The organism is Burkholderia lata (assembly GCF_902499335.1).
GTDB lineage: Bacteria > Pseudomonadota > Gammaproteobacteria > Burkholderiales > Burkholderiaceae > Burkholderia > Burkholderia lata_B.
In genome coordinates, this window is record NZ_CABVQK010000004.1 from 168,003 (window position 1) to 187,367 (window position 19,365).

At 68.9% G+C, this 19,365-nt stretch carries 17 protein-coding genes; 1 reads left to right on the forward strand and 16 read right to left on the reverse strand.

Annotated elements, in window-relative coordinates:
• Nucleotides 1–3: 3 nt before the first annotated feature.
• The 15 genes from asnB to BCO18175_RS11410 all read right to left on the reverse strand — a co-directional run bounded on the left by asnB (nt 4) and on the right by BCO18175_RS11410 (nt 16,337).
• Nucleotides 4–1,971: an asparagine synthase (glutamine-hydrolyzing) gene (gene asnB / locus BCO18175_RS11340; protein WP_174980733.1), complete on the reverse strand. Its 1,968-nt coding sequence runs from the start codon at nt 1,969–1,971 to the stop codon at nt 4–6.
• A gap of 267 nt (nt 1,972–2,238) precedes the next feature.
• The gene (locus tag BCO18175_RS11345) at nt 2,239–3,270 is read right to left on the reverse strand and encodes an EscU/YscU/HrcU family type III secretion system export apparatus switch protein (protein ID WP_174980734.1); all 1,032 of its coding nucleotides are present in this window, start codon (nt 3,268–3,270) and stop codon (nt 2,239–2,241) included.
• Nucleotides 3,271–3,286: 16 nt separating this feature from the next.
• On the reverse strand, nt 3,287–4,096 hold the full coding sequence (gene sctT / locus BCO18175_RS11350) for a type III secretion system export apparatus subunit SctT (protein ID WP_174980735.1): 810 nt from the start codon (nt 4,094–4,096) through the stop codon (nt 3,287–3,289).
• A complete protein-coding gene (locus tag BCO18175_RS11355; protein WP_174980736.1) occupies nt 4,090–4,791 on the reverse strand; it encodes a hypothetical protein in 702 nt (233 codons plus the stop codon). The genes sctT and BCO18175_RS11355 overlap by 7 nt, the downstream gene beginning before the upstream one ends.
• Nucleotides 4,784–6,160 (reverse strand): type III secretion system ATPase SctN, encoded by a 1,377-nt coding sequence (sctN, locus tag BCO18175_RS11360; protein ID WP_174973628.1) that lies wholly within the window; start codon nt 6,158–6,160, stop codon nt 4,784–4,786. Before sctN ends, BCO18175_RS11355 begins: the two co-directional genes overlap by 8 nt.
• Nucleotides 6,157–6,786 (reverse strand): type III secretion system stator protein SctL, encoded by a 630-nt coding sequence (sctL, locus tag BCO18175_RS11365; RefSeq protein WP_174980737.1) that lies wholly within the window; start codon nt 6,784–6,786, stop codon nt 6,157–6,159. Before sctL ends, sctN begins: the two co-directional genes overlap by 4 nt.
• Nucleotides 6,768–7,517, reverse strand: coding sequence for a SctK family type III secretion system sorting platform protein (locus BCO18175_RS11370; RefSeq protein WP_174980739.1), 750 nt, complete (start codon nt 7,515–7,517; stop codon nt 6,768–6,770). The genes sctL and BCO18175_RS11370 overlap by 19 nt, the downstream gene beginning before the upstream one ends.
• Complete coding sequence (sctJ, locus tag BCO18175_RS11375; protein WP_174915063.1) at nt 7,514–8,383, reverse strand: type III secretion system inner membrane ring lipoprotein SctJ; 870 nt, start codon at nt 8,381–8,383, stop codon at nt 7,514–7,516. The genes BCO18175_RS11370 and sctJ overlap by 4 nt, the downstream gene beginning before the upstream one ends.
• Before the next feature lie 52 nt (nt 8,384–8,435).
• The gene (locus BCO18175_RS11380) at nt 8,436–8,912 is read right to left on the reverse strand and encodes a hypothetical protein (RefSeq protein WP_174980741.1); all 477 of its coding nucleotides are present in this window, start codon (nt 8,910–8,912) and stop codon (nt 8,436–8,438) included.
• 148 nt (nt 8,913–9,060) lie between these two features.
• Complete coding sequence (locus tag BCO18175_RS11385) at nt 9,061–9,273, reverse strand: hypothetical protein (protein ID WP_059239740.1); 213 nt, start codon at nt 9,271–9,273, stop codon at nt 9,061–9,063.
• Nucleotides 9,274–9,414: 141 nt separating this feature from the next.
• Nucleotides 9,415–10,755 (reverse strand): type III secretion system inner membrane ring subunit SctD, encoded by a 1,341-nt coding sequence (gene sctD, locus BCO18175_RS11390; protein WP_174980743.1) that lies wholly within the window; start codon nt 10,753–10,755, stop codon nt 9,415–9,417.
• Nucleotides 10,736–12,772, reverse strand: a complete 2,037-nt coding sequence (sctC, locus tag BCO18175_RS11395) for a type III secretion system outer membrane ring subunit SctC (protein ID WP_174980746.1) — start codon at nt 12,770–12,772, stop codon at nt 10,736–10,738. Before sctC ends, sctD begins: the two co-directional genes overlap by 20 nt.
• Nucleotides 12,772–13,050, reverse strand: coding sequence for a type III secretion system export apparatus subunit SctS (gene sctS, locus BCO18175_RS11400; protein ID WP_152856901.1), 279 nt, complete (start codon nt 13,048–13,050; stop codon nt 12,772–12,774). Before sctS ends, sctC begins: the two co-directional genes overlap by 1 nt.
• Nucleotides 13,047–15,254: a type III secretion system export apparatus subunit SctV gene (sctV, locus tag BCO18175_RS11405; protein ID WP_174980748.1), complete on the reverse strand. Its 2,208-nt coding sequence runs from the start codon at nt 15,252–15,254 to the stop codon at nt 13,047–13,049. The genes sctS and sctV overlap by 4 nt, the downstream gene beginning before the upstream one ends.
• 234 nt (nt 15,255–15,488) lie before the next feature.
• The gene (locus BCO18175_RS11410) at nt 15,489–16,337 is read right to left on the reverse strand and encodes a helix-turn-helix transcriptional regulator (RefSeq protein ID WP_174915068.1); all 849 of its coding nucleotides are present in this window, start codon (nt 16,335–16,337) and stop codon (nt 15,489–15,491) included.
• Nucleotides 16,338–16,620: 283 nt separating this feature from the next.
• Between BCO18175_RS11410 and BCO18175_RS11415 the strand changes: the two genes are divergently transcribed.
• A complete protein-coding gene (locus BCO18175_RS11415; RefSeq protein WP_174915069.1) occupies nt 16,621–17,526 on the forward strand; it encodes a helix-turn-helix transcriptional regulator in 906 nt (301 codons plus the stop codon).
• Between the two features lie 127 nt (nt 17,527–17,653).
• Here the strand turns inward: BCO18175_RS11415 and BCO18175_RS11420 are convergent, their stop codons facing one another.
• Nucleotides 17,654–19,300 (reverse strand): NRAMP family divalent metal transporter, encoded by a 1,647-nt coding sequence (locus BCO18175_RS11420; RefSeq protein ID WP_174980750.1) that lies wholly within the window; start codon nt 19,298–19,300, stop codon nt 17,654–17,656.
• Nucleotides 19,301–19,365 lie beyond the last annotated feature (65 nt).

The following is a 19,365-nucleotide window of genomic DNA, read 5'->3' on the forward strand; positions in this document are numbered from 1 at the left end:
GCGTCACCCCGCGCGCTGATGTTCCAGCCATGACTGGAACATCAGCACCGTCCACAGCTGGTGCTGCCAGTTCATCCGGCCGGTCTGGTGCTGCCGCCACAGGCGCTCGACCGCGGCCGCGTCGAAGAAGCCCTCTTCGCGCAGCCGCGACGGCCGCAGCAGCGCCTCGGCCCAGTCGCGCAGCGAGCCACGCAGCCAATGATCGACAGGCGCGCAGAAGCCCTGCTTCGGCCGGTCGATCAGCGCGGACGGCACGTAACGGTCGAGCAGGCGCCGCAGCAGCGCCTTCGACTGCCCTTCCGGCAAGCGCACCGCCGCAGGCACGCGCCACGCGAATTCGACGACGTGATGATCGAGGAACGGCATGCGCGTTTCGAGGCTGACGGCCATCGCCGCGCGATCGACCTTCGCGAGGATGTCGGTCGGCAGGTAGGTGAGCGTATCGATCGCCATCGCCTGCTCGGCGAAGCTCAGGTGCTCGGGCCATGCGGACACCGTGTCGAGCGGCGTCGGCGGCTCGCGCCCCGACAGCGCGATGCGCTCCGGATGATGCACCGCCGACATCAGCAGCCGGTACAGCCCGATGCGGCTCTCGGCCGTCATCACGTGGCCGAGCTTGTGCAGGCGGTCGCCGATGCGCGTCGCCGATTCGCGCGCCTCCACGCTGCCCCACGCGCCCTGCGCGACGGCCGCGAGCTGGTCGGCGTGATCGGGCCGCAACGCATGCAACGCGGCGGCGATCCGCGCACGCACCGCCGCCGGCACGCGATGCAGCTTGCGCCACAGGCGCGGCGTCAGGAAGTAGCGCGTATAGCCGCCGAACAGCTCGTCGCCGCCATCGCCGGACAGGCTCACCTTCACGTGCCGGCGCGTCAGCTCCGACACGAGGAAGGTCGGAATCTGCGAAGCATCGGAGAACGGCTCGTCATAGATCGACGGCAGTTTCGGCACGACGCCGAGCGCATGGTCGGCCGTCACGTAGAGTTCGGTATGGCGGGTGCCGAGGTGGCGCGCGACCGCCTTCGCGTAACCGGCTTCGTCGTAGCCGGCTTCATGGAAGCCGATCGTAAACGTGTCGACCGGCGTCGCCGATTGCGCCTGCATCAGCGCGACGATCGTCGATGAATCGATGCCGCCCGACAGGAAGGCGCCGAGCGGCACGTCCGCTTCCATCTGCCGCGCAACCGCCTGGCGCAGGATCGTGTCGAGCTGGCCGACGGCTTCGTCGGCGCTGCCCTCGAACGGCTGCGCACGGCCATCCTCGATGGCCTGTTCGAGCGTCCAGTACGTACGGATGCGCGGCGTGTCGCGCGCATGCTCGAACTGGATGAAGGTGCCCGGCGGCAGCTTGTGGATGCCGCGATAGATCGTGTAAGGCGCGGGCACGCTCGACTGGCGCAGGTACAGGCACAGCGCGTCGCGGTCGATCGCGCCGTCGAAGCCCGGATAGCCGCGCAGCGCCTTCAGCTCGGACGCGAATACCAGCGCGTCGCCGATCCGGCCGTAATAGAGCGGCTTCTCGCCGATCCGGTCGCGCGCGAGCGTCAGCACCCGCGACGCGCGGTTCCACAGCGCGAACGCGAACATGCCGGTCGCGCGCCGCAATGTCGCCTCGACACCCCACGCGACGATCGCCGCGATCAGCACCTCGCTGTCGGAGTGGCCGCGCCACGCCGGTGCACGCCCTGCACGCTCGAGTTCCGCGCGCAGTTCGCGATGGTTGTAGATTTCGCCGTTGAAGACCATGACGTAGCGACCGCACGCGGATGCCATCGGCTGTCGGCCGTGCACCGACAGGTCGACGATCGCGAGCCGCCGGTGGCCGAGCGCGATGCCGGCTTCCGGGTCGACCCAGATCCCCTGCCCGTCCGGCCCGCGATGCGCGAGGCTTGCCGTCATCCGCGCGAGCGTGCCGCGCGCAGTCTCCTCATCGAAGGCGACGCTATTCAGAAAGCCGTCGATTCCGCACATTTGATTTGTCCGCCCCTGTTGACCATGTTCGTCACGCGTGGCGCCACCTCGCGGCCCACCGTCCGGCGTGACGGTCGAGCCATATTACGAAGAAATAAATCAGCAATAATTCACAGGTGAACTTCCGCGCGAGCAAGAAAAAAATATCGTCAAGCGCGGCGCACGCATGACCGCCCCTAGGGGCCATATCGGAAAGGAACGAATGGCCGCGCACGTGCGCGGAACGAAAAAAGGGGTGGCATGCCGAAGCGGCTGCCGTCGCACGCATCAGCCCGCGCCGGTCGCCCATTTCAGCAACTGCGCGACCTCGCGGAAATGCTGCGGCTGGATCGTGCCGTTCTCGGGCGTCGTCTCGTACAGCGCCTGCGCGAGCCCGACGTTCGCGAGCGTCGGGCGCAGCGCATCGCGCGCGGCACGCACGATCCGCTCGGCCGCGTCGCCCTCGCCGCGCGCGAGCACCCATGGCAGCGTGCCGATCCCGCCGTAATACAGCGCGACCGCGACGCGCGGCGAATAGACGACCACCGATGCATAGCCGATCCGGTCGGGCAGCGACGCGAACTGCGCTTCGCGCGCGAGCTGGCGGCGCTTCGCTTCGATGTGCGGATCGCCTTCGTCTTCCTTGTGCTCGCGCCGCACTTCATCGATCGACATTTTCATCTTCTGATTGAATTCGTGCCGCTGATGCACGATGTCGATCAGTGCCATCACGATGTAGATCAGCGCGGCCCAGCCGAACAGCAGCATCAGCAGCTTCACGATCAGCGCGAGGATCGAGATCGGCCGCGTGAAGCCCGACTGCACCGACGGGTCGAGCGACTCGACGATCAGCCAGCCGAGCGTCGCGACGAGCAGCGCCGTCTTCAGCAGCATCTTCGCGAGATTGACGAGGTTGCGCAGCGACCACAGGTTCTTCATCCCTTCGGCCGGATTGAGCCGCGACAGCTGCGGCACGAGGCGGCTCCACGCCATCACGCCGCCGACCTGCACGAAGCCCGCAAGCAGGCCCGCGAGCAGCCCGGCCGCGACGATCTGCGCGGACAGCGTCGCCCAGTCGCGCGCGGCGCCGTCGATCAGCACCGCGATCCGCGCGGACGGGTCGGCCGCGCCGACCGCATCGAACACAAGCCGGAACAGCGCCTGCAGCCGCGCGAACAGCGCACCGATGCCCACCGCGAGCGCGACGCACACGCCGACGAAGAACGCCGACGAAATCGTTTCCGCGCTCTTCGGCACATCGCCTTTCTCGCGTGCCTCGCGCAGGCGTTTCGCAGTCGGCTTCTGGTCCTTTTCGGCCATCGCGGCTCCGTCGCGCTCACGCGCCGCCGTGCGCGGCGAACAGCGCGCGCAGCAACGCCATCAGCCCGCTGTCGGGGCTCAGCAGCGCATGCAGCGACGCGTACACCGCCGGCAGGAACAGCACCATCATCAGCAGCGCGAGCGCGCTCTTCAGCGGCTGCGAGAACACGAAGATGTTGAGCTGCGGCACCGCGCGCCCCACGAGGCCGACGCCGAGCTCGACGAGCACCAGCACGATCGTCACCGGCGCGGCGAGCTTCACCATCCATTCGAAGATCGTGTCGGTCTGGCGCACGACGAAGGTCTGCAGCATCGACGAGAAATCGGGGCCGAGCGAGCCGATCGGCCACCACGCATACGACTGCGCAAACAGCTGCACGAGCACCTGCAGCCCGCCCGCGGTGACGAACAGCGCGATCGCGACGAAGTTGAGGAATCCCGACGTCGGGCCGCCCTCATGCCCGCCCATCGGATCGAAGAACGCGGCGCTGCCGCTGCCGGTCTGGAAGTCGATCAGGTAGCCGACGCCCTGGATTGCGAACAGCACCGCGCTGAACGCGCCCGCGAGCAACATGCCGACCATCGCCTCCTTCGCGACGAGCAGGCACCACATCAGGAACGGCAGCGCGGCCACCTGCGCGGCGTCGATCGCCGGCGCGACGAACGCGGCGATCACGACGGCGATCCCGTTGCGCACGAGGCCCGTGACGATCTGCTCGTTGAATACCGGCACGACGAACATGATCGGCAACAGGCGCGGCATCACGTAGAGCAGCGGCCGCAGCATGCCCGCGACGTCGTTGAAGCCCGAGGCCGGGTCTAGCATCGGCGCTCCACGGCGGCGGGCGATGCGATGTCGGGGGGATCGTCGGAGTCGCGGGGAGCGTCGCCATCGGCGGCGGAAGCGGCCGCGTCGTCCGGATCGGCTTGCGTGTCGGCCGGCGGCGTGGTCATCTCCGCATCGAATGCCAGCGTTGCCTCGGACGAGGCCTCCCCGTGGCCGGACGCGTCGGCAGCCGTGGCCGCCCATGCGCCGGCCGTCGCGAAGCGTCGCACCGCATAGCCGTCCGCGACTTCATCGGCATCGCGCTCGACCCGCGCGGCGCGCGCATGCAGCGCCTTCTCGCCGGCCTTCCCGAGCTTGTCCTCGGCGGCCTGCGCCTTGCGCGCGGCGCGCTGCAGGTCGGCGAGCGTCGCTTCGTGGCCGCGATGCACGTGCGCGGCCTCGTTCACCGACGCGTTCGCGGTGCCGATATGCCGGTCGAACGTGCGCGTGTCGGCTGCCGCGTTCTGCAGCGCGCGCGCCTCGCGCACGTCGTCGGCAAGCCGCGTCTGGATCGCGGCCTTCGCGGCGACCTGCTGCGCAAGCTGCGCGTGCGCGGCGTCGAGCGTGCGCCGGCTCTGCACGGCGATGCCCTGCTGGCGCGCGGCCGCGACGCGTGCGATCTGGCTGCGCATCTCGCGCACGCGCTTCAGGCGTGCGAGCGTCGCAAGCACGAGGCGGTCGTCGGCTTCAGACATGATCGTTCGCCAGCTTCGTCAGCTTCGCGAGCAGCGTGTCGAAGCGCACGTCCTCGTCCGACGCCTGTGCACAGAACGCACCGATCGCGTCGCGTGCACGCAGCGCGAGATCGCCGAGCCGGTCGCTGCCTTCGCGATATTCGCCAATCTGCACGAGCAGCTCGATCTCCTGGTACTTCGCGATCAGCTCGCGCACGCGCGCGGCCGCATGCTGGTGCGCGCGGCTCGCGACGAGCGGCATCACCCGCGACAGGCTCGCGAGCACGTCGATCGCCGGATAGCGGTTCGCGAGCGCGATCTTGCGCGACAGCACGATATGGCCGTCGAGAATCGAGCGCACTTCCTCGGCGATCGGGTCCGATTCCTCGTCGCCTTCGACGAGCACCGTGTAGAGCGCGGTGATCGAGCCGCGCGCGCCCTGCCCCGCGCGCTCGAGCAGGCGCGGCAGCACCGCGAACGTCGACGGCGGGAAACTGCGCCGCGTCGGCGGCTCGCCGCTCGCGAGGCCGACCTCGCGCTGCGCGCGCGCGAAGCGCGTGAGCGAATCGACCAGCAGCAGCACGCGCTTGCCCGCATCGCGGAAATGTTCGGCGATCGCGGTGGCGACCAGCGCGGATTTCACGCGCTCCATCGCCGGGCGATCGGACGTCGACACGACGACGATCGAACGCGCGCGCACCTCGGGCGACAGGCTGTGCTCGATGAATTCGCGCACCTCGCGGCCGCGTTCGCCCACGAGCGCAATCACGTTCACGTCGGCCTGCGCGCCGCGCGCGATCATGCCGAGCAGCGTGCTCTTGCCGACGCCGGACGGCGCGAAGATGCCGACGCGCTGCCCGATGCCGAGCGTCATCAGGCCGTCGATCACGCGCACGCCGGTCGGAAACGGTGTGTCGATCATCTTGCGCGCAAGTGGATTCGGCGGGTCCTGCTGCGTCGACACCCACGCGGCGCCCGCCACCGGCCCGCGATCGTCGAGCGGCCGGCCGAGCCCGTCGAGCACGCGGCCGAACAGCCCTTCTCCCACCGGAAACACATGCTCGCGCCCGGACGGCACGACGGTCGTCTCGGGCGACAGGCCCGCCACGTCGCCGAGCGGCGTGAGCAGCGTCGTCTGCCGCGAGAAGCCGACCACTTCGGCGAGCAGCGTCGGCTGGTTCGGCGTGCGCAGCTCGCAGATTTCCCCGAGGCGCGCCCGGATGCCCGTCGCATTCAGGATCTGCCCGACCGCGTGATTGACGCGGCCCTGCACCGACACCGGCGAGAAGAACGCGAGCCCCGCGTCGAGTTCGCCGACGAGGCGGCCGCGATCGAACGGCGCGCCGTCGTCGTCGCCGAACGGCTGCGTATCGTCGAGCGGTGCGTTCATCGCGCGGCACCCTTCAGCGCATCGCGGCGGATCGCCTGGCGCAGTGCGTCGATCTGCAGGTCGAGGCTCGCGTCGATGCGTCCGGACGGCGTCTCGACCGTGCACGCGTGGCGTTCGAGCTGCGCGTCCTCGACGATGCGGATCTTCTGCCGGTTCGACTGCCCGGCGAATGCGCCGTCGAGCGCTTCGCGCATTTCGTCCTTGCGGCCGGGCGCGATCCGCACGATCAGGAACGCCTCGTCGCGCACGAGCGGCGCGATCCGTGCGAGCGCGGCCTCGTACAGCGTCTTCGTGCTCATCTCGCCGACGATCGCGCGCACGGCTTTCACGACGATGTCGGCCATCGCATCCTTCATCGTCTCCATCGTGCGCGCCGAGGCGAGCGCCTGCGTATAAGCCTGCGCGGCCTGCTCGCGCTGCGCGCGGCGCATCCCTTCGTCGTAGCCGGCCGCCTGGCGCTTGTCGAATTCGCGCTGCGCGTCGGCGACGATGCGCGCAGCCTCGTCGCGCGCGGTGGCGATCACCGCGGACGCGTCGAGCAGCGCCGCGTATTCGCGCTCCTTGAGCACCTTGCGCTCCGACAGGAGTTGCAGGTTGTCGCTCGTGATTAGAAAAGCCAGTCCCATGACGCAAGCCTCTCGGGAATCAGAAACAGGAACATCAGTTCGCCGAACTGGTCGCGCTGTGCGCGGTTCAGCCAGTACGGCGCTTCGTCGTCGATCGCGCGGTGGAATTTCAGGCGCGTGCGCCGCGCGACCGCGTCGCCCGCCACGCCGATGAAATCCGCCAGCAGCCGCCCGCCACGCGCGCGAATCACGGCAGGCAACGCAGCGGGATCGGCGCGCCACGGCTCGAGCGTTTCGGCGAGCGCACCGAATTCCGGCGCGCGTTCGAGCGCGAGTTCCAGTGCGTCGGCGCCGAGCTTCGCCGCCACTTCGGCGCGGATGCGCCGCGCGGCCAGCGCATCGCGCAGCCAGGTGCGATGCAGCAGGAGCCCCGCATACGCGGCCAGCTGCTCGAGCGCCGCGCCCGGTAGCAGCGCGAGCCGCGCGCACGGGTTCGCCACGTCGAAGTCGTGCCGGCCGGCCACGCCGTTCGCCTCGAGCAGGTGCCGCGCAAGCAGCTTGCGGCCGGCCGCGCCGAACGCATCCGGCGAACGGTAGCGCGCGGGCCAGTCGGCCGGCACGCGCGTCACGTGCAGATAGCGGTCGGGCCGCAGGTTGAAGTCGCAGACGAGCGCATGAAACGCGGCACGGCGTGCCGCGGGCGGCGGCCCGAGCGGCTGCAGCCACGGCAGCGGCGCCGCGTCGGATGCGGCGGGCCCGTCGCCCGGCAGCGGCGCGTGCGGATCGCTCATGCGCCGTCGCGCGCGCCGTCCGGCGTGCGCAGGCCGCCGGAACCGGCCGTACCGTGCCCCGCGCGCGATGCGCCGAGCAGGCCCGCGAGCCGTGCGCCGAACATCCCGCGCCGCGCCGCCGACAGCGCGATCACCGCGCAGGTCAGCAGGATCAGCGCGAACACCAGCCAGCCGAGCGGCGAGCGCAGCCGCACGATGTCGGTCACCGCGCTGCCGATCCCGTCCACGCGCGTCGCGCGCGCGGCGGCCGGCTGCAGGAACAGCGACACGTTGTCGTACTGCAGCCCTTCGATGCTGTGCGCGACGAGATCCTTGACCATCGGCGCCATCGCGCGCAGGTCGACGCCGGGCCGGTAGCGGATATACACGGCCGCGGACGACGGCTTGATCTTGTCCGCGAGCGGATCGTTCTCCGGAATCACGACCTGCACGCGCGCGACGACCACGCCCTCGATGTCCTGCAGCGTGCGCGACAGGTCCTGCGACACGCCGTACAGGTAGCGCACGCGCTCCTCGGCCGGCGTCGATACCAGGCCCTGCTTCTGGAACAGCTCGCCGAGGCTCGCGTAGCTCGGCTTCGGCAACCCGTTCGCCTGCAGCACCGTGAGCGCCGACTGCATGTCGCCGTCCGCGACGCTGACGAGCCACGCGTTGCGGTCCGACGTGTCGCGCGCGTCGTTGTCCTTCGACGCGCTGATGCCCGCATCGCCGAGCACCGCGACCATCTGGTTCGCATCGCGCTCCGACAGGCCCGAGTACAGCTCCTTCTGGCACCCGGCCAGCAGCACGAGCAGCCCCGCGAGCAGCGCGCGCGCCGCCCGGCTGCGCCACGCATGCGCGCGCGGCGTCGAATCGATCGTCGTCATCGTTTGTCCGCTTCCGTGTGAGCGCGGCCGTGTGCGGCACGCGCACACGCCATCACTCCTGCGTCTTCAGCACCGTGTGCGTGAAGCCGTTCGCCGCCTGCGCGACCGACAGGCTCAACTGGTATTCCGAAATCGTGGTGGTCGCCGTCCACTGAAAATCCATCGCCTTCACCATCGTCATCATCGGATCGCTGCGGCTGTCGGCCATCGACGTCAGCATCTCGCTGCGATGCTTGTCGATGTTCGCGTACCGCGCGTCGAGATCGTTGCCGTAGGTGCGCAACCGCTCGACGAGCGACGACTGGTTCACCTGCGCGGGCGTCATCTGCACGGCCGGCGCCGCATCCGCCGGTGCGCGCGACATCGCGACGCCCGACGAAGACGGTGGCGCGGCCGGCGATGCGCCCGGCTGCATCAGCGCATCGAACTGGCGCACCTGCGCCGGATCGGACGCCGCGCCCGTTTGCTGCGCGGCTCCCGCGAGCGCGGCCGCACCCGGCGCCGCCGCGCCTACGCCTGTCACTGACATGTCCATGTCCTCCTCGAAAAGCAGGCGCCGGACCGGACCGGTCGGGCCCGCCCGGAACGGGCCGGCCGGCACGCGCACAGCCGCCACCGGGCGCCCTTCGCGGGCAGGCCCGGCGCACGGCGGCACGCGGCGTGGCCGGCGGCCGGCGTCATGCGCGGCCGGCCGAGCTCAGGTGTTGCGCGACCTGGGCGTTCGCCGTCCCCTCCTGCGCGGTTACCGCGTTGCTGGTTTCGAACGTCGCGGTCGACTGCTGGACCTGGAAGTTGATCTTCGTCAGTTCGAGCTGCGTCTTGGTCAGGTCGTCCGCCTGCTGCTGGACCTGGTTCGTGTTGGTTGCACCACCTGTTGCCTGCGTACCCATGTTGCGCTCCTTTACGTGAACGTCATCCACCTGGCGACGGGAGCCCCATGCTCCGCCGTCGACGTGAGCCGCCGCACGCTCGCGACGCCCCGCGTAATGCGCGCACCGCGCGCCGCGCGATGCGCATGACCTGTCGCGGCGCTAGTGCGCCGCCTCCTTCGATGCGCGTGCCGCCGCAGCATCGGCCGCCGAACCATCCGGCAACAGCGTCGGCACCGGCTGCGCGATCCCGGCCGCCGCGCCGCTCGCGAGCGGCGCCACGGGCGGCGCCGGTACCTGCTCGGGCGCGTTCGCCTGCGGTCCGCCGAGCGGCATCGTGATCCGCTGGCCGTTGCGCTCGAACACGACTTCGTCCGGGCCGATCGACACGACCGTCGCGCCCTCCTTCAGCCGCGCGCCCTCGAAATAGCGGCTGCCGTCGGCCGTCTCGATGTAACGCTGGTCGCCGTCCCCGGCGAACACGGTCGTGATCTCCGGTATCCCGGCCATCCCGCCGAGCGTCGTCGCCGTGCGCGGCGCAGCCGGATCGGCGTCGCGCACGTGATCGACCACTTCGAGCGCCGGACGCGCATCCTTCATGTAGTTGCGGATACGCGGCTCGATCTGCGCGCGCGCGGCCGCGCCGGCCACCTCGATCCGGCCGCGGCCGAGATACGCGACGGTCAATGCCGTGTCGCTGAAATAGGTCTGCGCGGTCGCAACCAGGTCGCTGACCACATAGATATTGCCGAGCGCCGCGTTGTCGACACCCGAGACGATCTGCGCGACGCGTTCGCGCGCGGCCGGATCGCTCACGTAGCCCGACACGATCACGCCGTCGTCGCGCGGCGCGACGGCCAGCTCCGGGTACGCGCGCAGCAGTTGCTGCAGCCGGTGCGTGCGCGCGAGCACCGATTCGTGCTGCCACGGCAGGCGCCCCGACCAGGTGACGAAGCCGTAGCCGAGCGCGCCGAGCAGCACGCCGAGCCACAGCGCGACCAGCGCGATCACGAGCCGCCGGCTGCCGAGGCGGCGCAGCCCGCCCGCGAGCCAGCCGAGCCACGCGGCCTCGCGCGCAGGGTCCGGCGCGCCGGCTTCATCCGGCAGCGCGACGCTTGCCTGCGCGTGCCGCGCAATGCCGAGCCGGATCGAGCCGACCGTCACGACGTCATGCGGCGTCAGCGAGCGGCGGCCCGCGCCGAGCGGCTCGTCGTTGAACAGCACCGGTGCACCGGCGTCGCCGCCGTGATTCTGCACGGTCACCGCGAGCGCACCGACCTGCAGGCACACCTGTTTCGCACCGATCTCGCGATCGGGCAGGATCACCTCGCAGTCGGCCGCGGTGCCGACCCAGTTCGCGCCGCGCGCGAGCGACATCGTGCGGCCGTACATCGGCCCGCTCAGGAAGCACAGGTTCCACGGCGACGCGGGCGCGGCCGTGCCGCCTCCCGCGCCGCCGGGCAATGCGCCGTCGCCGTGCGGATCAATGATGGTCGTCGACATGCGTGGTGACTCCTGCGGTCGTCGCCGCCGGCTGCGACGCCGAAATCGACGGCGGCGGCAACGCGGGCGGCCCGAACTTCGTGCCGGGCAGCGGCTTCGGCGTCAGCGGCACCGCGACGTCGTTGTCCGGCGGCCGGTACATCGACATCCCTTCCGGATTGGCCGGCCCGTCGGCGCCCGGGTTCACCGGCGAGCCGTCGGGCGCATACATCGACGCGGTCGTCACCACGCGCGGCGTCAACAGGTAGAACCGCTCCATGTGGTTGCCCGACTTGTCGGTGTACTTGAACAGGTTGCCGATCAGCGGAATGTCGGACAGCCAGGGCACGCCGCTCTTGTTCAGCCTCACCTCGTCGTCGTTGAAGCCCGCGATCAGCAGGCTCTTGCCTTCGTCGATCATCGTCTTGGTGACGATGTTGCGCTGCTGGATCACCGGCACGTTCGACACGGCCTGCCCCGGCACGATGTTGCCGTCCTGGATATCGATCGACATCATCACGCTCTGCGGATTTCCGGAGACGGCGGCCGCGTTGCGGATCGCCTCGTCGACGATCATCGGCGTCACCTTGATGCTCGTGCCGGTCGTCACGCTGTACAGCGACGAATCCTGGTAGCCCGGCACCTGCACGTAGAACTGCGTGAGGTTCTCGAGGATCGCCTCGGTGTTGTCGAGCGCGAGCACCTTCGGCTTCGATCGCAGTTGCGCCTGCCCCTTCTGCGCGAGCGCGTTCACGCGCGTGAGCAGGTAGTTGCGCAGCGACCCGCCGATCGACGCGGTCAACGCGATGCCGGTCGGCATGAAGGTACCCGTCTGCCCGGTTTCCGACGTGCCGATCCCGAACGTCAGCGGCGGATTGCCGACGCCGTTGTACTGCGTGTTGCCGTTCAGCGGGTTCTGGCCATTGCCGATCTGCACGTCGCCGTGCGTCGTGTGCAGGCGCCAGTCGATCCCGAGGCTGTCGAGCGAATCCTCGTTGATGTCGATGATCGTCACGTTGATCTCGACGATGCGCGGCCGCTCGTCGAGCTGGTTGATCAGCGACTGGTAGCGGTACATGTTCTCCGGCAGGTCGCGCACGATCACCGCGTTGATCGCCGGGTCGGCGACGATCTGCGGCAGCGTGTCGCCGCCGCTGTTCGAGAACGGCGAGAACCCGCCGCCCATGCTGCCGTCGCCGGAATAGCCGCCCGAACGCGGGCCGCCGGAGATATCGGGGAAATCGAGGCGCGGCACCGCGATCGTCAGCCCCGAGCCGAGCTTCACCTGGCGCGCGGCCTGCCCGAGCGACGGGCTCGACGGCGCCGCGGTCGTGTCGCCCATCTTGCCGAACAGCCGCCGCAGGATCGTCGCGACGCCCGGCACCGTCACTTCCTTGCCGGAGCGGTTGATCGTGAAATCCGACGCCCAGCCGTACTTGAGCCGGAACGCGCGGATATCCGCGTGCGCGCCGTTCGCCGACGGGTCTCCGACCGAGCCCACCGCCTGCCGCACGAGCTCGACGTAGCGGCGCGGGCCGGCCACGTACACGCTGTTCGCGCGGTCGTTGATCACCAGCGTGTAGCGCTTGTCGGGGATCTGCATCGCCTGCAGCGCGCGGCCGATTTCTCCGGATGCATTCGGCGGGATCGGGATCATCTGCGTCTGCGACTGATCGGCCGGATCGACGTACAGGAACGAGCCGTCGTAGTACCAGGTCAGCCCGTAGGTCGAGCAGATCGTTTCGAGCGTCTGCTGCGGCGTACCGGAGAAGCGGCCGCTGATCACGCCGTCGACCTTCGGGTCGACCACCGCCGTCACCCCCTGCGACGACGCGAGCTCGCGGATGAAGTCGCCGATCTTCTTGCCGTTCGCGACGATCGTGAACGGCTTGTTGCGCCAGCGCAGGTCCGCGGCGCGCGCGGGCTGCGCGGGCGCCATGCACAGCGATGCCGCGAGCAGCGCGGTCGCGCACACGGCAAGCGCGGCCCGTTGCAGGCTGCGCGGTTGAAACCGGATCGAGGCGACGCGTCGACGCATCAAAGGACTCCTGTGGAAGAAACGAACATGCGTTCCAGCGCCTGCTGCGCAAAGCGCAGCACTTCGCCGCCGAGCCAGCCCGACAGCAGCACGAGGGCGACCATCACGGCGATCAGCCGCACCGCGATGCCGATATTGGCGTCCTGCACCTGCGTGACGGCCTGCAGGATCGCGACGATGAGGCCGGTCACGGTGGCGATCAGCACGATCGGCAGCGACAGCAGCAGCACGAGCATCAGCGCCTGGCGCGTCAGGTCGAGGATCGTCGAGCTGGTCATTGCACGGCTCCCGGCACGCGCACGTCGGCGCCCGCGCCGACCGTCCCGTCGTCCGGCGGGTTCTTGACCCAGCCGACCGTGTGCAGTTGCACGTCCTCCTCGACCTCCTGGTACGACAGCACCGCGAGTTCGGGCAGCACCGGCTGCAGGATCGTCTTCACATAGCGGCGCGCGCCGAGCGCAACCATCACCGCGAGCCGCGCGGCGCCCTGCGCAGTGCCGTGGCCGCCGGGGCCGGCCGCCTGCGCGGCCTGCACGATCGCGCGCACCTGCTCGCCGATGTCCTGCTTGACCGCGCTCGACAGCGCGAGGAAATTCCCCTGCTTCGTGCGCATCACCGCACTCTCGATCCGCTCCTGCAGGTTCTGCTCGAACAGCACGACCCTCAGCTGACGCGTCGTGCCCGCATGGCGGTCGGTGATCATCCGGCGCAGGTCGACACGCACGAGTTCGACCAGCGCGATCACGTCGTCGGGTTCGTTCGGCGCCCAGGTGATCAGGCTCTCGAAGATCACGCGCAAATTGCGGATCGGCACCTGTTCCGCCAGCAGCCGGCGCAACACCTCGGTCACGCGCTGCAGCGGCACGAGCCGCGTCAGTTCGCCGACGAGCTCCGGGTGATCGCGGCGCACCAGATGCACGAGCGCCTGCGTCTCCTGGATGCCGAGCAACTCGTCCGCATGCTGGCGCACGATCTGCTCGACGTGCGCGGCGAGCGCGCTTTCGCTCGACAGCCACTTGCCGTCGGGCGCGGCGCCGTCGGGCTTGATCCACAGCGCGGTCGCAAACGGGCCGAACGCTTCGGCCGGCTGGCGCTCCGCGCGCTCGGGCAGCGGCGCGACGCCGTCCCACAGCAGCCAGCCCGGCTTCAGCGCGCCTTGCGCGGCGAGCACGTCCTGCAGGTAGATCCGGTACGTGCCGGCCGCCGCGCCTTCATCGTCGTTCAGCGTGATGCGCGGGAACACCGTGCCGATGTCCGCGTCGACACGCGCCTTCGCGCTCGACAGCGCGGCCTGCAGGTGCGCCAGGTTCAGGCTCGTGCGCAGGTCGTCGGACAGCGACACAGCGATCAGCGACGTGACGCCGGCCGCATGCGACACCTTCGCGGGCTGGCCGTCGTCGGCCGCACCGACGCGCCCCGCGACATGAATCAGATTGAAGCTCGGCGCGGCCGTCTTGCGCCTGAGCTGCGAGAACGCAAACGCGCCGAGGCCGAGCGCGATCAGCGCGAACGACCATTTCGGAAAGCCGGGCACGACGAGGAACCCGCTCAGCACGAACGCCGCGATCAGCAATGCGCGCGGATGCGCGCCCAGTTGCTCGCCGAGCTGTTCGCCGAGCTGGCGCTGCCGCGCATCGCGCGTCGCGACACGCGTCGTCACGATGCCGGCCGCGATCGACACGAGCAGCGACGGGATCTGCGACGCCATCCCGTCGCCGACCGTCAGGATCGCGTAACGTTGCAGCGCATCGCCGATATCCATTCCGTGCATCAGCGTGCCGACCGCGATCCCCGCGACGATGTTGATGAACGCGATCACGAGGCCTGCGATCGCGTCGCCCTTCACGAACTTCATCGCGCCGTCCATCGCGCCGTGCATCTGCGATTCCTGCTCGAGCTTCTCGCGGCGTTCGCGCGCTTCGTCGGCGCTGACGATGCCCGCGCGCAAGTCCGCGTCGATGCTCATCTGCTTGCCCGGCATCGCATCGAGCGAGAAGCGCGCGCCGACCTCGGCCACCCGCTCCGAGCCCTTCGCGATCACGATGAACTGCACGACCGCGATCACGAGGAACACCACGCCGCCCACCACGACGTTGTTGCCCACCACGAGCCGCCCGAACGCGTCGATCACGTGGCCCGCGTTCGCGTGCAGCAGGATCAGCTTGCACGACGCGATGTTCAGCGCGAGCCGGAACAGCGTCGTGAACAGCAGCAGCGCGGGAAACGACGAGAAGCTGACCGCCGACGGCACGTAGGTCGACACCGTCAGCAACACGACGCTCGCGGCGAGATTCAGCGAGATCATTCCGTCGAGCGCGGCCTGCGGCAGCGGCAGGATGAACAGCGCGACGACCGCGACGATGAACGTCGCGAGGAACAGGTCGGCGCGCGGCGACGCGCCCCCGAGACGCCGTCCGGACACGCCGCGGCCAGCGGAAAACAACCGCTGCCAGTCGCGGGGGAGCGCCTTCGGTTCTGCCATCGTGCCGTTGTCCTGTCGTTATTGCCGGCTGGTACGGGCAACCCTGCCCCATGTCGCACGGACCGTTGAATGGGACGAGTGTAGCGACGGGGAACGACGGAAAAAGGGACGCGCCTCGTAGCGTGAAAGCGCGTTTTCCGGCGACGATCGAATCGGACTACGAAACCCGGCGGCACGTTCTGGCACGCGCCGCCGGAACCGCTTCCATCGCGCGCCGGGCCGCCGGCGCGCGCGTCAGGCGGACGTCAGGTCGGACGGCATCCGCCGCGCGGCGAGGTATGCGAGCTGCGCGCGATTCTGCACGTTGAAGAGTTTTTCGAGCGAGCGGATGTGGTGGCCGACCTTGTGCAGCGACGTGCGCAATGCGCTCGCGATCTCCTGGTCGGACAGCCCGTGCACGAGCCGGTCGAGCACCTGCTGCTGCTCGTCGCCGAGGGCGAAGCCGCGCATGCGCGCGATGCGCGCCTCGAGGAACGGCAGCGCGACGCGATGCACGGCGAGGCTGACCGACAGCGCGCCGCCGATCACGCGATCGTCGATCCAGTCGGTGCCGTGCGTCTCCGACGTCACGTTCACCGCGACACGCAGGTCGAGGCGCGGCGCCGACAGGCCGAAGATCACACCGCTGTTCATCGCGTGCGCGCGCAGATGGCCGGCAAGCGCCAGCACCTTGCGGTCGCCGCTGCCCTGCGCGGCCGCTTCGATCTCGTCGAGCCGCCACGCGACCGGAAAGCCGCTCTGCCGCACCTGCGCGAAGCGCGGGTCGCTTTCGTAGAGCATGCCTTCGATGAACGGCTGCATGAACGTCGCCGGTGCGAGATCGCGCAGCAGGTGCGCGCACAGGATGCGCCGCCCGATCATTTCGTACGCGCCGTAACCGAGCGTGCTGAATCCGATTTGCCGTAATCGCGCATGGCATTGCGCGAAATCGACCGGTGCGAAGTCGGATTTACCGGGCGTAATTTGGAGCCCGGTAAAAACGTCGCGCTCGATTGCCTGATATTCGCTCGAATAAGCGGCAGCAGCCGTTATATCGGCTTGTGAGAACCATTCGACGCGTGGTGCGCCGTCAGCATGTGTCATGAGGAGCCCGCCCTTTCCCAATATGTGAAACTGCGCCCCGTCACGATCTGGTCTTTTCTTTATGATTTTCTGGTCGTCGTTATATGCGTGCGAATATGAACCTTTCGCCGCAATTAGTATTACGGCATATTACGCGGATACAAGCATTTTTGTACAATGCCCCCGCGTTTCGTCAGGGATGACGATCGGCCCATATCAAAACGATGCTCGATCGCACCGCCGCGAATGCCGTACACGATACGGCCACCGCCAGGCGATGCGCGTCGATTCCGAGGGATGGCTCATGTCCGATATTGCATTGCATGAAGAAGCGGTCGCCCCAACCTATTCCCGCCCGTCACGCGGGTTGAACGCATGCGCGGATGCGCTGCGGGAGCGTGCCGTGCAGGTCGTCTGGTGTGACGACGTGAAGCGCGGCGACGTCGCGCAGCCGCACGCGCCGAAGCTCGGCGTCGCCGATACGCTCGCGCACGCGCAGAGCACGGCCGAGCGCAACCGGATCGTCACGAGCCTGCTGCATCTGACGGGCTTCTCGACGTTCGCGTACTTCGCGCTCGAATTCGCGCGCGAGCGGGTCGAAAGCCTGTACCTGCACGAAGCCTTCACGCCGGCCACCTATCGCGGCGACTACGTGCGGCACAACCACCACGACATCGATCCGCGCACGCTCGGCGCGCGCGTATGCAACATGCCGATCGTGTGGGACCTGCAGCAGTTGCGCCGCGAACATCGCGAGCGCGATGATGGCCCGCACGTGACGCCGGCCGCGCTCGACGGCTTCCTGCAGACGATGCAGGACGACGGGATGTGCAGCGGCATCATGTATTCGATGGCCGTGCCCGGCACGCGGCTGCACGCGTTCATGAGCTTCACCGCGCCGCGCCGCACACGCGAATGGATCACGCCGGCGACGATCGAGCAGGCGCTGTCGATCGGGCTGTCGGTACACAAGTTCGCGTCGCCGCAGCTGATCTCGACGTCGCGCGAGCGCGCGGTGAACGGGCTCACGCCGTTCGAGCAGGAACTGCTGCTCGGCATCGCCGAAGGCGCCTCAGACAAGGAGATCGGCCGGCGCCTCGACACGAGTGCGCACAACGTCGACTATCACCTGCGCAAGCTGCGCAAGCGCTTCGGCGTCGCGAACCGGATCCAGCTCACGTACCTGACGTCGAAGCTCGAGCTGATCTGACGGCCGCGCGGCGCATGCGGCGTGCCGCAAGCGGACGCGTAAACGCACATGCCGGCCACGGAGGCCGGCATGTGCGGGTTGCGGCGCGGTGCCGGGTCCGGCGCCGCTTCCTGGAAGACGACCTGCGTTACTTCAGCAGCGTCATCTGCACCACCTTGACGATCACGAGACCGACCGCGATCACGAGATAGCCGCGCAGCACGGCCATCCACACGCGCGTCGTCAGCGTCATCTTCTGCGGCTCGAGCGTCTCGAGCGGCGGCATGCGCCACGTGTCGCGTTGCGAACGGTCGACGCCCGGTTCGACGACACGCTTGTTGCGGCGGATCAGCACCGTCGCGAGATAGCCGACGATCGCGAGCACGCTGCCGCCCACCAGCACGTCGAGGATTGCTTCGCCGCTGATATCCGGGTACATCACCGATGCGGTCAGGATGATCGACAGCATCACGAGCACCCAGATCACCGCGCCCGTGAACACGTTGAGCTTCGTCGAGTTGATCCACGGGCCGAGCACCTGCTTGTCGTTGCAGAGCAGCAGCAGGAACACGGTCGCGCTCGGCAGCAGCACGCCCGCGAGCGTCTGCACGGCTTCCGTCAGCAGGCCCAGCGGGCTGCCCGGGATCAGCACCAGCGCGGCGGCGGCCGCGACGATGCCGAAGTAGACGAGATAGAAGCCCTTCGCGTCCGACACGTTACGGTGCAGCGAGTGACGGATCTTGAACACGTCGCCGATCGCATAGGCGGTCGACAGCGACACGGCCGCCGCGCCGATGATGCACGCGTCGAGCAGCGCCACCGCGAACAGCGTCGCGCTCGTGCGGCCCGAATACTTTTCGAGGCCTGCGATGATGCCGCCGGCGTCGGTGAAGTTGCCGAATTCCGGATGACCCGCGAACAGTTGCGCGGAGAACGCGATCATCGCGACCGCGCCCACCAGCACGAAGGCGATGCCGATCCACAGGTCCGCCTTTTCATACTTCATGAAGCGCGGCGTGATGCGCTTGTCGATCACGTAGCTCTGCTGGAAGAACAGCTGCCATGGCGCGACGGTCGTGCCGACGATGCCGATCACGAGCAGCATCACGTCCGACAGCTTCGCGTGCGCGGGCCAGTTCGGCACGAAGAAATCGCGCGTGATCTGCGCCACCGGCGGATGGATCGACACGAGCACGGGCACGAGCAGCAGGCTCAGCAAGCACAGCCCGATCGCGAACCGCTCGAAGCGCCTGAAATCCCCGGTACTCACCGCGGCCATCGTCAACGCCGCGGCCACGCACACGCCGGCCACCTTCGGCAGCCCGAAGAAATCCAGCACGAACGTGATGCCGATGAACTCGGTGACGATGGTGAGCGCATTGAGCAGGAACAGGTCGATCACGCTGAACGCGCCCCAGAACTTGCCGAAGCGCTCGAAGATCAGGCGGGCATGGCCGACGCCCGTCACCGCGCCAAGGCGCAGCACCATTTCCTGGTTCACGTACAGCACGGGCACGAGCAGCAGCAGCGTCCACAGCAGCGTCGTGCCGTAGTTCTGGCCGGCCTGCGTATAAGTGCCGAATGCGCCGGCGTCGTTGTCGCCGACCATCACGATGAGGCCCGGGCCGATGATTGCAAGCAGCGTGCGCAGACGCGCCCACCACGTGCCGCGTGCACCGGTGTCGTGACGCGAGATCGTACCGAGCGCGCCGCGAATGTCGCCCAGGTGGGCTTCGTCGAGCACGGCGCTGCGTTCGACGGCGATCGGTGGAGAAACGTTGGATGGCGTGGACATGATTTATTCCGTACGGCTAAGGGTTATCTGATGAGCGTGTGACCTTGGAATGCGCGCGGGGCGGC

Coding starts and splice junctions, on each gene's coding strand:
- sctJ (WP_174915063.1), bottom strand. CDS start 8,383: ATGACGACGATCGATTCGACGCCGCGCGCGCATGCGTGGCGCAGCCGG.
- BCO18175_RS11380 (WP_174980741.1), bottom strand. CDS start 8,912: ATGTCAGTGACAGGCGTAGGCGCGGCGGCGCCGGGTGCGGCCGCGCTC.
- sctL (WP_174980737.1), bottom strand. CDS start 6,786: ATGGGACTGGCTTTTCTAATCACGAGCGACAACCTGCAACTCCTGTCG.
- sctD (WP_174980743.1), bottom strand. CDS start 10,755: ATGTCGACGACCATCATTGATCCGCACGGCGACGGCGCATTGCCCGGC.
- sctS (WP_152856901.1), bottom strand. CDS start 13,050: ATGACCAGCTCGACGATCCTCGACCTGACGCGCCAGGCGCTGATGCTC.
- sctV (WP_174980748.1), bottom strand. CDS start 15,254: ATGGCAGAACCGAAGGCGCTCCCCCGCGACTGGCAGCGGTTGTTTTCC.
- sctC (WP_174980746.1), bottom strand. CDS start 12,772: ATGCGTCGACGCGTCGCCTCGATCCGGTTTCAACCGCGCAGCCTGCAA.
- sctN (WP_174973628.1), bottom strand. CDS start 6,160: ATGAACGCACCGCTCGACGATACGCAGCCGTTCGGCGACGACGACGGC.
- BCO18175_RS11410 (WP_174915068.1), bottom strand. CDS start 16,337: ATGACACATGCTGACGGCGCACCACGCGTCGAATGGTTCTCACAAGCC.
- sctT (WP_174980735.1), bottom strand. CDS start 4,096: ATGCTAGACCCGGCCTCGGGCTTCAACGACGTCGCGGGCATGCTGCGG.
- asnB (WP_174980733.1), bottom strand. CDS start 1,971: ATGTGCGGAATCGACGGCTTTCTGAATAGCGTCGCCTTCGATGAGGAG.
- BCO18175_RS11415 (WP_174915069.1), top strand. CDS start 16,621: ATGTCCGATATTGCATTGCATGAAGAAGCGGTCGCCCCAACCTATTCC.
- BCO18175_RS11385 (WP_059239740.1), bottom strand. CDS start 9,273: ATGGGTACGCAGGCAACAGGTGGTGCAACCAACACGAACCAGGTCCAG.
- BCO18175_RS11345 (WP_174980734.1), bottom strand. CDS start 3,270: ATGGCCGAAAAGGACCAGAAGCCGACTGCGAAACGCCTGCGCGAGGCA.
- BCO18175_RS11370 (WP_174980739.1), bottom strand. CDS start 7,517: ATGAGCGATCCGCACGCGCCGCTGCCGGGCGACGGGCCCGCCGCATCC.
- BCO18175_RS11420 (WP_174980750.1), bottom strand. CDS start 19,300: ATGTCCACGCCATCCAACGTTTCTCCACCGATCGCCGTCGAACGCAGC.
- BCO18175_RS11355 (WP_174980736.1), bottom strand. CDS start 4,791: ATGTCTGAAGCCGACGACCGCCTCGTGCTTGCGACGCTCGCACGCCTG.